This is a genomic window from Spongiibacter sp. IMCC21906, assembly GCF_001010805.1.
Classification (GTDB): Bacteria; Pseudomonadota; Gammaproteobacteria; order Pseudomonadales; family Spongiibacteraceae; genus Spongiibacter.
The window spans coordinates 3,220,173-3,232,523 of the sequence record NZ_CP011477.1 but is presented as its reverse complement, the minus strand read 5'-3'; the positions used below and the strand labels follow the sequence as shown (position 1 = coordinate 3,232,523).

12 protein-coding genes are annotated in these 12,351 nt (G+C 52.1%); 8 read left to right on the top strand and 4 right to left on the bottom strand.

Annotated elements, in window-relative coordinates:
• Positions 1-40: 40 nt before the first annotated feature.
• The 4 genes from IMCC21906_RS14965 to IMCC21906_RS14950 all read left to right on the top strand — a co-directional run bounded on the left by IMCC21906_RS14965 (position 41) and on the right by IMCC21906_RS14950 (position 4,339).
• On the top strand, positions 41-601 hold the full coding sequence (locus IMCC21906_RS14965; RefSeq protein ID WP_047012831.1) for a lipocalin family protein: 561 nt from the start codon (positions 41-43) through the stop codon (positions 599-601).
• A 154-nt stretch (positions 602-755) separates the two neighbouring features.
• Positions 756-1,991: an ATP-binding protein gene (locus IMCC21906_RS14960; RefSeq protein ID WP_047012830.1), complete on the top strand. Its 1,236-nt coding sequence runs from the start codon at positions 756-758 to the stop codon at positions 1,989-1,991.
• An 85-nt stretch (positions 1,992-2,076) separates the two neighbouring features.
• Positions 2,077-3,048, top strand: a complete 972-nt coding sequence (glk, locus tag IMCC21906_RS14955) for a glucokinase (RefSeq protein WP_047012829.1) — start codon at positions 2,077-2,079, stop codon at positions 3,046-3,048.
• A 382-nt stretch (positions 3,049-3,430) separates the two neighbouring features.
• Positions 3,431-4,339, top strand: coding sequence for an amidohydrolase family protein (locus IMCC21906_RS14950; RefSeq protein ID WP_047012828.1), 909 nt, complete (start codon positions 3,431-3,433; stop codon positions 4,337-4,339).
• A 499-nt stretch (positions 4,340-4,838) separates the two neighbouring features.
• On the opposite strand, the gene IMCC21906_RS14945 is transcribed toward IMCC21906_RS14950, so the two are convergent.
• Together IMCC21906_RS14945 and IMCC21906_RS14940 are read right to left on the bottom strand one after the other, a co-directional pair.
• Positions 4,839-5,861: an IS110 family transposase gene (locus IMCC21906_RS14945; protein ID WP_231580288.1), complete on the bottom strand. Its 1,023-nt coding sequence runs from the start codon at positions 5,859-5,861 to the stop codon at positions 4,839-4,841.
• 331 nt (positions 5,862-6,192) lie between these two features.
• The gene (locus IMCC21906_RS14940; protein ID WP_047012827.1) at positions 6,193-6,858 is read right to left on the bottom strand and encodes a LysR family substrate-binding domain-containing protein; all 666 of its coding nucleotides are present in this window, start codon (positions 6,856-6,858) and stop codon (positions 6,193-6,195) included.
• 100 nt (positions 6,859-6,958) lie between these two features.
• On the opposite strand from IMCC21906_RS14940, the gene IMCC21906_RS14935 reads away from it, so the two are divergent.
• Positions 6,959-7,258 (top strand): helix-turn-helix domain-containing protein, encoded by a 300-nt coding sequence (locus IMCC21906_RS14935; protein ID WP_047013478.1) that lies wholly within the window; start codon positions 6,959-6,961, stop codon positions 7,256-7,258.
• Positions 7,259-7,260: 2 nt separating this feature from the next.
• Here the strand turns inward: IMCC21906_RS14935 and IMCC21906_RS14930 are convergent, their stop codons facing one another.
• Complete coding sequence (locus IMCC21906_RS14930; protein WP_231580287.1) at positions 7,261-8,298, bottom strand: LysR family transcriptional regulator; 1,038 nt, start codon at positions 8,296-8,298, stop codon at positions 7,261-7,263.
• Positions 8,299-9,062: 764 nt separating this feature from the next.
• On the opposite strand from IMCC21906_RS14930, the gene IMCC21906_RS14920 reads away from it, so the two are divergent.
• Positions 9,063-9,311, top strand: coding sequence for a hypothetical protein (locus tag IMCC21906_RS14920; protein ID WP_047012825.1), 249 nt, complete (start codon positions 9,063-9,065; stop codon positions 9,309-9,311).
• On the opposite strand, the gene mobH is transcribed toward IMCC21906_RS14920, so the two are convergent.
• Positions 9,308-11,161, bottom strand: a complete 1,854-nt coding sequence (mobH, locus tag IMCC21906_RS14915) for a MobH family relaxase (protein ID WP_047012824.1) — start codon at positions 11,159-11,161, stop codon at positions 9,308-9,310. The genes IMCC21906_RS14920 and mobH overlap by 4 nt on opposite strands.
• A gap of 405 nt (positions 11,162-11,566) precedes the next feature.
• Between mobH and IMCC21906_RS14905 the strand changes: the two genes are divergently transcribed.
• Both IMCC21906_RS14905 and IMCC21906_RS14900 read left to right on the top strand, forming a co-directional pair.
• Entirely contained in the window at positions 11,567-11,815 is a 249-nt protein-coding gene (locus tag IMCC21906_RS14905; RefSeq protein ID WP_047012822.1) for a plasmid stabilization protein, read from the top strand.
• Positions 11,812-12,231 (top strand): type II toxin-antitoxin system VapC family toxin, encoded by a 420-nt coding sequence (locus IMCC21906_RS14900; protein WP_047012821.1) that lies wholly within the window; start codon positions 11,812-11,814, stop codon positions 12,229-12,231. The genes IMCC21906_RS14905 and IMCC21906_RS14900 overlap by 4 nt, the downstream gene beginning before the upstream one ends.
• Positions 12,232-12,351 lie beyond the last annotated feature (120 nt).

The window sequence follows — 12,351 nt, the reverse complement described above, 5'->3', positions numbered from 1 at the left end:
TGCGTATAAAACCTTATTTAGGTTTTTACGTGGGGGCGCTATGTTCCAGAAAATATTACTTGTCATCGCTTGTGTTGTCAGCATTGCCTGTTCGGTGGGGCAGAGTCAGCCTCCGTTACCGGCGGTAGAGAGCGTCGATCTTCAACGCTTTATGGGCGCATGGCATGTAATTGGTTTTATTCCCCTGTATCCAGAGAAGGATGCTTACAATGGAATAGAACGGTACCGACTGGACGAGGATGGCCAGATTCACACAACGTACCGCTTCAGGGAAGGCAGTTTTGATGGTGAGCTTAAAACCTATCACCCAACCGCAACTGTGGTTGAAGGCTCTAATAACGCCCTTTGGGAAATGCAATTTCTATGGCCGTTTAACGCTGAATATCGCATCGCTTATCTTTCGAAGGATTATCAAACAGTTATTGTCGCCAGAACCGCCCGAGACTATGTGTGGCTGATGTCTCGATCCCCGAATATGACCGACTCGGATTATCAGCACTATAAAAAGAAAATTGCTGATATGGGGTATGACCTGACAGATTTTAAACGGCAGCCCCAACGCTGGCCGGAAAGTCGAGCTCGCCCACCGTTAAATGAATAGCTTGAATAAAGCTGACATAGGGAAGTTGTTTGATTGCCATGGTGAGGTTTAACATTTAAATTCACGACGGTGATTAAATGTGACGTAAGATTTACTGATTAAACCGACAGAACAGTAATAATATTGAACTGCGGTAGTTAAAAGAGACGAGTGGATGGACGGTTTTTGGAATGCACTGTGGGGTAATAAAATGCCCCCCCATGGGCATTGTTATCTGTGGAATGACAAGCTGGTCGCGCTACATGTTATTAGCGATGTCTTAATTACCCTATCGTATTTTACTATTCCAATTGCATTGGTTTATCTGGTAAAGAAGCGCGATGACCTGCATTTTAATTATATGTTTCTCCTGTTTGGGGTATTCATCTTTGCCTGTGGCTTGACTCATTTAGTTAACATATACAACGTCTGGTATGGCGCTTACTGGTTAAGTGGCTCAATCAAGCTGATTACAGCAGTCGCTTCGGTAGGCACAGCAATTTTGGTTTGGCCTTTGGTGCCCAAGGCGCTGGCTTTGCCTAGCAATGAAACTCTGCGCAAAGTAAATGTACGTTTACAGGAGGAGTCTGAGCGGAATTTGGCTCAGAAGCAGGAGCTTGAGGTCCTTTCGCATAAACTCCAAAATTTAGTGGAAGAACGCACCGCGGAGATTGATGAGTTAAATCGCGTCAAAGCGGAGCTGGAGCGGCGCAATCATGAGCTGGCTGAGAGCAACGAGGCATTACAGCATTTCACCTACATTGCGTCCCATGATTTAAAAGAGCCACTGCGTACCATTACCTCAATGGGCGAGCTGCTTGATAACAGCCTTGCAGGTCGTACAAGCGAGCAAGAATCCCAGATGATCAATTTTGTCACCAGTGCCGCCAGTAGAATGACGATACTGATTGATGATCTGCGCTCTTATACGGTTGTTGGTAGTAATAATGAGCAGTTTAGCGATACCAATATGGACGAAATTGTCGACAATGTTCTGAGCGATTTGTCAGTTCGTATTGCTGAAATTGGTACTGACGTGAATAAAAGTCCATTGGGGCAGGCGATGCTGATTGCCCCGCAATTTCAGCAGCTAATGTCCAATTTAATCAGCAATGCCGTCAAGTTTAGCGCCAGAAGTCAGTCACCACAGATAAGCATTGGTCGCTTGGACGATGTGGCGGAAAACGAAATAGGCTTGTACGTCAGGGACAATGGCATTGGTATTGATCCCCGTTGTCGCAGCAAGATATTTGGTGTTTTTGAGCGACTAAATAACAGGGAAGAATTTGAAGGCACAGGTATTGGTTTGGCCATTTGTAAAAAAATCATTGATCGTCACGGTGGCCGTATAGAGGTTGGTGGAGAGTCAGGCAAAGGTACCGAATTCCGAGTTATTTTTCCTAACCGTTAAGTTTATGCTTATCGATTTCTGCTAGCGATAGCGGCAGGACTTCGATAACGTAAGCTGGTCTTTGGTCATAAAGAGCACGTGACGAATGGGGTTAAAACCATGGAGTATGGTGGCTGATATTGGCGGTACCAATGCACGCTTCGGTATTCATGATGCCACAACAGGCGGGCTGCACGGCATTCGCCGTTATTCGGTGGCAGACTACGCTAATTTTGACCAGGTCTTAACGCGGTTTTTATCTGACGTTACTGAGATATCTGAGTGGTTGCCCCTCCCTGAGCGTGCTTGTTTTGCCGTAGCCTGCCCCGTTGATGAAGCTGTCATTCGTTTTACCAATAGCCCTTGGCGATTTTCCCGTAAAAGCTTATCTGAGCTCTTAGGGGGAGGTCGCGTCAGCTTGCTCAATGACTTTGCCGCAGTGGGCCACGCTATTCCTTTCTTAGGGCTGAATGATTGGCAGCAAATTGGTGGCAAGAAGGGGTGTGCAAACAGGCCGATAGCTGTACTGGGGCCGGGAACGGGCTTGGGGGTTTGCAGTCTCGTTTCTACAGAGCAAGGCTATCTTGTGGTCGAGGGTGAAGGCGGGCATGTGGATTTTGCCCCGGTAAATGAACAAGAAATAGCGGTTCTGCGTTATCTGCAGCAACAATATCAGCGTGTGTCCGTCGAACGGCTTTTATCCGGTCGGGGGATTTATGCGTTATACATGGCGCTATCCAAAATCGCTGGGGTTAACGCCGATTGCAAAACGCCTGAACAAGTGACTCGGGCTGCGCTTAACGGTGCGGATGGGGTGGCTAAGGAGGCCTTGTCGATGTTTTGCGACATACTCGGTGCGACGGCAGGAAATTTAGCACTTACGCTAGGCGCCAAAGGTGGAGTGTATATTGCCGGTGGTATCGTACCTCAGCTACTGGGGTTCTTGCGTGACAGCAATTTCCGCCAGCGTTTTGAAGCAAAAGGCCGTTTTGAAGCCTATCTTGCTGAGGTGCCTATAAAAGTTATTGTTAGGGAAAACTTGGGCTTGATGGGCGCGGCGGCGCTATTGCGTGACTGAGGAATAGCGGGGTTGCTCGGATACGCCGATGCAAATTCGCTAGCGAAAATGCTTAAACGTCGTACAAGTGCAGGTATAAGAGAACTGAGAAACCCCGCCGTGTCTGGTTAGCGTTTTAGTCTCTTTCCCATTAAGGAGAAGGGGGTTTTTATACACAATATTTATAGTGCCGCGTGAATTCTGTTGTGGTGACGGTATGGTGGTTCATGAGCACTCTCATGTTGATAAGGGAGTGCTTTCAAACCACTATTGTCAAAAGCTATGAATAGAAAACGAATTGCTGGGTATCACGTTCTTGCGATGCAGCGAATCAATGATTTTTACGATAAATGGAGTGCTGATCAAGTTTCCCTAACAACTGACATTTAGGAGGCAATCGTTTATGGGAATCATCGATGTGATGAACTACGCGCCATTCGTGGCGCCGGGGCTGTCGGGTCCCGAATTCCAATACGAAGAGTTTCAAACCATGGTCCGCACCACGCTGCGACCTCTGCTCAAAGATGGCCAGATCACCACCCAATGGGGCCGGGTGGTGGACGTAGAGAATCCGCCCACCGAACCCGATCCCACGCTAGACCTGGATCGCGCTTACAAAGACATGGCACGCACCGGCGCGGAAACTGTTGTTTTAACCTGCATGAAAATGTGGTCCTACTACTCGCATCATCAACTGATTATGGATTTGTCAGAAGATGTGGTGGCGCAGGCGGTGAAGGCCGATCCTGATCGTTTTATCGGCGGTGCCAGCTACAATCCATTTCGTATCAGCGAAAGTTTAGCCGTTATCGAACGTTGCGTGCGGGAGCAGGGCTTTACCTATGTTTACTTCCACCCGATTACGTTTGGTATAGCGCCCAATGACCGCCGCTGCTACCCCCTTTATGCTAAGTGCGTAGAACTGGGAGTGCCAGTGGGTTTGCAGGTCGGGCACTCTGCCGAGCCGCTGCCGAGCAATGTGGGTCGGCCGATGCTGGTGGACGATGTCGCTATTGAGTTTCCCACCCTGAAAATCAACCTGTCCCACACTGGCTGGCCCTGGACGGCAGAGTTCATTTCCATGTTGTGGCGTCACCCGAACGTATATGGCGATATTTCTGCGTATTTCCCCAAGACACTGGATCCCGAGCTTATCCGCGCGATGGATCGACAGCTTCGCAATAAAATTATGATTGGCTCCAACGGCTTTGATCTGAAACGCTGTGCAGATGAACTTAGCGAACTCGGCCTGCGAGATAAGACATTGCAAAGAATCCTACACGACAACGCTGTAGAGTTTTTGGGTCGCTAGCGCCGTATACTCGCCTGAAGTCAGACGCATCAAATAACAAAAACTACGGCCCTTGTAGTTCGGTGCGTTTGGCCGTAATGAGAAAGCATAATGACGACGCCCTAAGTGATTACGGGAGTGTATTGTTTTGGAAAGGTTGAGAATTATCGATTACGTGTGCTGGCCCATTGTGGATGGGACGGTGTAATTGACAGAGTGAGATGAGTGCCATCCCCCGTATATGGTCTCCTCCTCTTTTGCAAGGTAATAGCGGGTAACAGAACCAGGTTTGCTGTCGTATATCCGGCCTATTATTGAAGCTGAGCTTCTGGCCTCGATAAATATCCGCGCACACTGCCCTATACGTTAATACGACCTAATCGATTCAGGAATCGGGTCAACGGGGGATTCAGGTTTACAGTATGCCGGTCTCACCTGTGCTGCTATCTCTGCTTTTACCTACGCAACCTTGGGGGGAAGTACTTACCCCTTACTGATTTTTCTTTTCTGTTTTGTCTGCTTACATACTCAGAGCGGGTTTATAGCGCTCGCCTCGGGTAACTAACACCCAAGCAATGCGAATCATTTTATTGGTCAACGCAATAGCGGCTTTGTTGAAGCCTCTCCTTGCTACCAGTTGATTTATCCAGTGGCTCAGAGCATCTGTTTTTCCTTTGGCACGGCTGACCACTGCTCGAGCGCCATGTACGACCATGCTGCGAACATAACTATCACCCCGCTTCGTAATGCCATATAAACGGTCATGCCCACCGGTCGTATGCTGCCTCGGGACGACCCCCAGCGCTGCGGAGGCGTCTCTAGCACGACTGAATTGAGTGCCGTCGCCTAGCCAACTACACAGGACATTAGCGTTCACGGGGCCGAATCCCGGCACATCTTGTAAGCGCTTAACATCGGGATCGGTTTTCGCCACCTGCTCAAGCTGTTGCTCATACCATGCCAGCTCCTCTCTGAGTACGAGATAGCGCTGGTACTGCCGGTATACTAACTCACGTAACTTTGGCGTCAGACCATTCTCAGCATCCTCAAGGATAAGGGGGATCGCTTTGTTTGCTTGGTGAATACCGGTATCAATGATGATGCCGTACTCGCCCAATAACCCCCGCAACTGATTGATGATTCGCGTCTGTTCACCCATGAGCTGACGACGGATACGGTGAAAGGCCTGCTTGTCTTGTTGCTCAACCGTTTTGACTGGCACGCTTCGTGTGACGCCATGAAGAGATGCTTCGCCGATGGCTTGGGCATCGTTATAGTCATTCTTCTGCCCGCGAAGATAAGCTTTAACATGCTGAGGCGGTAATAGTTTGACCTGATGACCAAGCTGGCTGAATCGGCGGGCCCAATGATGCGCGCTGGCGCAGGCTTCCATGACAATAAGGTGGGGTTCTTGTTTGGCAATAAAGATTTCTAGCTGTCGGCGGCTTTGCTTCTTGCGCCACACGGGCTGATTGTCCAGATCAAAGCCCACAAGGTAGAACGTATTTTTTGCCAAATCTATTGCGAGTGTTTTAAGTTTCATGATGGCTTCTCCCTACTCGGTTAGACAAAGTAAGTCTCCAATATTCGCACATCGCTATGCAGATTGGAGCGAGGAGGAGACCATCCTATCGTTAATGGGGTAGAGCCGTAGAGCCTTGAAAAATATAAGAATGGTGCCCAGGAGAGGACTTGAAATATATAAATAACTACTTGATTTAAAATAATAAAAAATTTTATTATTTTAAATATGTACTCGTTAGTGTACTCAAAATCACATGGCTTCGGTTTTTCTTAAGTGGCTGGGCAGATACCATAGCCAAAAGGTAGTGCAAGCGCACTGATATGTGAGCGCTTGGACATAATAGTCCGGGCTATATTGATGCGAGCTTGCAGTTAGTCTCCCAATCGATGGACAACGCCCTCTGGCTGAATCGCCACCAGGCGCTCGTAGTGTCTATTCGAGATCGTTGAATGAGGCACACCGTGGTCGTGAGTGGAACATCGGCCAGGAAGCGACCAATCACTCCCCACGGGAGATATCGTTTTACTTTGGACGCTGGTGTGATCGTGACACCCTGCCCCGAAGCAACCAAGGTCATCATCATATCAAAGGTTCGGACAACTCGGGTGCCCGCGGGCTGAGGGTTACCCAATGACTCGAGGATAGCATTCAACTCCCGGTAGTTTTCATAACAAAGCACCGGATCCCAATGGATGAAGGGGCAATCTATCAACTGATCCATGGTAACTGAAAGGCTTTGCCTCAATGGAGAGTGGATTGATGTGGCGACCACCCAGGGCTCTCGCCAAAGCGGCACGGCATCCCATTGTTCATCAATAATGGCTGATCGGGATATCCCGATATCATATTGCCCATTGCTGAACTGCCGAGATGTTAGTGACGGATCCGACTCACTGAGCTGAACTTTGACGCGTGGTTCTTCGGCCCTCTGCCGGGCGAGCAAAGTCGCCAGTTGAGGATGCGACAGCCCATGGGATAGCAGGACGCGCAGTTTGTCTGAGGTGACAGTATCCATATTTGCTGAAATGGCGATTGCACAATTTTCCGCCTATCTTATCAGTAATGAGTTAAATTTAACGTGGTTTAAGCAAAGTCCATAATGGATGCTTTTGCAGATGCAGAAGCGTTCAATACAGCGGGGGCGCCCCGTAGGATCCACGACTTATGATGCCGAGCCTGCTCTGGCGTTTGGTGCGGCTGTGCGGGAAGCCAGGGTCGATTTGGGCATAGCTCAGGAAAAGCTCGCTCATCTTGCAGGCATTGAGCGTTCTCATCTGGGTAAGATCGAGCGCGGCGAACATATGCCGACACTCGCTTTGATTTTAAAAATCGCAAATGCATTGGGCTGTCGTGCAGGAGTGCTTATAGAGGCTACGGAAGCGCAACTGGACAACAGGGTCAAATCCAGTCCATAGCGTTAGTCTTCTTCCATAGTGAGTTCCCCGGGAGATCGATCACTGCGACTGACCCGTTGTAGAAACCGTTCAAGTTGTTCAGACGGTTCGGTATTTGGGCGCAGTAGATAAGTGGACAGTGTGGCCATCTCCATATCGAGTGGTCGGGGGACCACATCCGGATGTCGGTACACCTTGAGCTGGGACTCCGTGGCAAAGCCGAGTCCATAACCAGCGGCGACCAGAGTCAGCATCAAGTCGAGCGACGTGGCATGCTCGGCGACGATGGGTTCTGTCTTCACACTCCTGAGTATCTGATCGATTTGCCGACTACACCCCTCGCAGATGTCAGGATGACAGAGCACCAACGGATAGCGCAGCAGGGCGTCCAGCGGCACATGGGTGAAAGACAACAATGGGTGTCGGGAGGGAATAACAGCGACGAGAGTATCGGTCCAAACAGCATCAACCAAAATACATTTTTCGACGTTGTCTGTGTGGGCAAAACCGACGTCAAAAATATCGCTTTGCAGTCCCTTGATTTGTTGGGTCAGAGATCGCTCGAACAAGCGGATTTCCACATCGGGTTCCTCTTCCCTGCAAAGGGCGAGCAGCGACGCCAAGCGGGGCTGGACGATGCCATCGGAAAGCACAATTCGCAGAGCGCCACGATAGCCGGTGGCGGCTGCTTTGACGTTATTGCGGGCCTGTTCCAAGACGGTAAAGATCCGTTGAACATCTTCTAGGAAGACTTGGCCAGCCCATGTCAATTGAGTTCCACGGCGACTCCGCTGGAACAACAAGACATTGAGCTCATCCTCAAGCTCCTTGATGGTGCGGGAGAGGGGAGATTGTTCAATATGCAAACGCCCTGCAGCCCGGGCGAAGTGAAGCTCTTCCGCCAATGCAAGAAAATAGCGCAGGTGGCGAAGTTCCATGTTTTCACCCTGATATGCCTGTTTGGTTGTATTGTTTTTGCTCCTTGCGGCAAGCCGGTACATTTCCTCACGTTGTTGAACGAAGCCGCTGCGCAGTAAGAGACCTTCATCGAGTCCCTCCAATGAGCGAATAATTCCTCCACGTGCTACTCCCCGGCGCGATAGCAGGAGGAATTACCATGAATGCGGTACAGCAAAAGACACTCCAATCACTGTACCGCAAACATTTTAGCGCGTTGCGACGGCGAGGCAAAGCTGATCGGACAATTGATTCCTACGCACCGGCGGGCCGTACGGCGGGGGACCGAATTTTGGTACACCTTTCCGGATACTCTGCCCTAGGATCAGCTCGAAACGCATTTCTCACCCTTGGTCGATACCCACCCTTGGTTCACCGTCGAGGTGGATCGTAAGGGCCTGCAGTTCTTCTACCAGCATATGCTCAAGAAAGACTGGACCTGGGTAGATATCGTCAAGCAGCCGAAGAAAAAATGTTGCCCGACATCCTCACTCTCCAGGAAATTGAGCGCCTGATCAAACGGCGCCCACCTGGTGGAACCCGGGATCAACCTGCGGGCCATTCAGAAGGAGATGGGGCATGAATGCTGCAAGACTGCCTCCGTCTATACGCAGCTGCTTGAGGTCACACAGCACGATACCGAAAGGCGAATCAACGGTTGGTGTCGCGGATGCGCATCCTGTGGGGAGAGTGACATGGAACTCTCCACTCTCTCTTTGAGCGATATCGGACGCGCTCTGGTGCCTCCCCGAGACCGGGCAGTGGTCGGCCTTCAACGCCATCACCGTTGTCGTGCCGTACTATCTGATGACCTTCACGCTGCCCTTCGAGCTTCGCGGGGGCTTGCCTGAAGGACCGCCCGTTTCTGGTGTTCGACGAATGGGCGGCAGATCAGGATCCTGTCTTCAAAGAGGTGTTTTACCGGGAGTTGTTACCCGAGCTGAAAGCGCAGGGCAAGGCGGTGCTGGTGATCTCCCACGACGACCGCTACTTCCATCTTGGTGACCGGTTGTTGAAGCTGGAAGATGGACAACTATCCAGCATTGAGCAGACCGAAACCGCAGTGGAGCAACCGACGGTAAATCTTCGTCCAGCAGTGCCGGTGGGGTCGTCCTAGGCATGCGTCCCGTTCTGGTCTGCTTTGTCATTTCCCTGAAGTTCGATCAGGGAAAGGTACGGGTTATTTGGTGGAGTCTCATTCATTAAGACGGCAGGATCCGCCATTAGATACCCGTGTACTTTCCGCGATTTCCTCGGGCCAGTGACGTTGAACGTCCAGATGTTCAGGCCATTCGGCTGTTTGCGGTGCAGTTGCAGGCGTTCGAAGCGTTTTTGAATCCATTGCCAGTCCTTGATTTGATCCTGTTTGGCGAGGGGAGAGATTTCAGGATGCTCCTGCGCGTAGCGTTGGAATATTCCCGGGCTGATCAGGCAAAAGGTATCCTCAACGGTATGTACCAGGGCCTTGGCGTCATTGATGATCAGTTTTCGGCTCAGCATGCTGGTTCTCAGCCACTCTGTGAAATGCTCGCCTGACGGTTCCTGTGGCGGAGGGTGGGTGATAGGTGAGTCGGTTACTGTTGGTTTTTGGGAGGAAGGTGTTGTTACTCCTGAACCGGTGTTTTCAGCTTCGGCTGCGGTCCCTTTTCCGGCGCCACCTGTTGGCTCACCCCGCTTGGGGCTGGATAGCAGATCCATTAATGCGTCGATATCGTCGGTCTGAGCCCTTTCGGCAGGGGCATCACTTTTCTTGGGCTGGGCGGGCGCTTGTCGTGGCGTTGTCTCTGGTGACACTTCGGCATGCGTGTCGTTCTGAGCGTCCTGTTCAATCTGTACGGTGCCGCTAAACGGTGCCGGTCTGTCGCCCGCTTCCCAGATGAGTGAGGGTGACAATTTGAGGAAGGTGAAGGTGTTGACCCAGCCATTGTCGCCGGTGACGGTGGCCCGCCAAATGGCTTTGCCCTCGCCATTGGGTTGGATAATGCCATGATCCTGCAGCACGTCGAACAGCACTGTATTTTTTTCCGGGATCCCTTCCAGTCCCTGAGACAACAGGTGTGCCCGCAGCTTGTCGGAGACGGTTTTGCTCACCAGCCACAAGGCCTCCTGGGTCAGCCACCCATCCGAGGCCTGGGGCTGGTTTAGTTTGAAGGCCTCCCTGACCAGATAGCGCAGCCCCTCCAAAAGTTTGCGTTGCAACGCCTGTTTGGGCGCAGCCAGTGCTTTGGCGGGGTTGCCGCCGAGGGCCTGGGCAACCGATGCCTGATCGGCTTTGGTGACCAGTTCACCCAGTATCCCGGCGTGTTCGTATTTGCCCGCCAGCATATAGAGCAGTGCGGACCACAGTTCCGGGTAGGCACACAGCCAGTCGAGAATATCGCGGCTGAGCAGTTGGGTGTACAGCAGTCCGGAGGCGGCGCTGTGCAGGCGGTATTCGCGGTTCGGTTGGTAACGGAAGCGGTATGGGGCGGACAAGGGGCCGTGCCAGGGATGCCACACTGTGCCGTCCCGGTACTCGACATGTAGATCCACAGCGACCTTGCCGATATCGTGCAGCAGCGCCGCGTAGGCGAGACCGGCTGTCCAGGCATCGGCCTGGGCGGCCTGGGTTTCCGGCGGCGCGCCCGGCGGCAGGAGGTGGGATTGCCTCAGCTTTAAGGCGTAGATGACTATCTCCAGTCCGTGATCCAGCATCCCGCCAGGGTAGGCGTGGTGGTGGCTTTCCGAGGCTGGAAAAGCCTGTACCCATTGGGCGTATCGCTCCAGCGGGGCCCGGTAGAGCGTGGCGTATTGCTGTCTGGAGACGGCGGTGAGCTGCCAGATGCGTTCCAGCAGTTTCTGGCGATGGGGCTCTCCCAGCAGGGAGGCGGCGCTCCGCGGAGGGAACAGGCCTGTGACTTCCTCTGTGCCCGGAGTGGATGAGGGTGGTGGCCTTTTGCCAATTTTGGATCGAAGCAGTGTAAACATGGCGCTATCAGATACGGGGCCGGATAAAGGTGACATCCGGGTATACGGCATCGGGCGCGTGGCGGCTATGGAGAATGGGAAATGGCGTTGGTGCGGATTACCTCCGTTTTCGGTCCATCCCAAAAGCGACAGGGTTTCGCATCGTTGTGGCATAGCGATTTTGGGCATTCTTAAACGCCAGGAGAATATTTCTCTGTTGGGCGAGGATGATTGGCGGGAGAGCCTTTTCGCCTTTTACAGGTAGGGCCTTTCCCCTTGATCACCCTTCCGTTGTGCCAGCCTTTTCAGCCCTTAATGCCGTTTGGGGTTGCGACGGTACGCATGTGCTGAGGATGTCTTTGGGAGGGTATTGAATTTCTGTTAGTCAATGACTAATATGCAGTCATTGACTAATGGAGGAGAGCCATGGCTACAATGACTATTCGTAATATTGAAGACGAGCTCAAGACTCGATTGCGTGTGCAAGCCGCTTCACACGGACGGTCGATGGAAGATGAGGCTCGGGACATTCTTCGGGCGGCATTGTCGTCTGAACCGGTACGGGGCGCTTCCCTGGTGAAGGCGATCCGGGAGCGCATTGCACCTACGGAAGGCATTGAGCTGGAGCTGCCCGCCCGGGAGGCGATCCGCACGCCACCGGAGTTGGATGCGTGATTATCCTGGACACAAACGTGTTGTCCGAAACATTGCGTCCAAGTCCGGACGCGCGCGCCCTGGCGTGGTTGGAGGCGCAACCTCGCGCGGCGTTGTTTACCACCACAATCACCCAGGCGGAGGTGCTATATGGTGTTCGCGTGCTACCGAATGGCCAGCGTAAAGCTGCGTTGTTGGATGCTGTTCAGGCTATTTTTGTCTCCGACATGGCCGGGCAGGTGCTGGGGTTTGACAGTGATGCTGCGGCAGCCTATGCGGAAATTGCCGCCTTCCGTAAAACGGCGGGTAAGCCGATCAGCCAGTTTGACGCCATGATTGCCGCGGTGGCCAAATCCCGTGGCGCCGGTCTGGCGACACGAAACGTCAAGGATTTCGCCGATTGCGGTATCCAAGTGGTAGATCCTTGGCAGTATTGAGGATGCCCTGCCGTGACTTGCGTCAAAATCCTGTGGCATGAACTGAAACAGTATGCGGCGGGTCATAGACGAAGAGCGTTTCACTCAGCGAGTTGATGGAATGATGGCGTGGTTATGAGT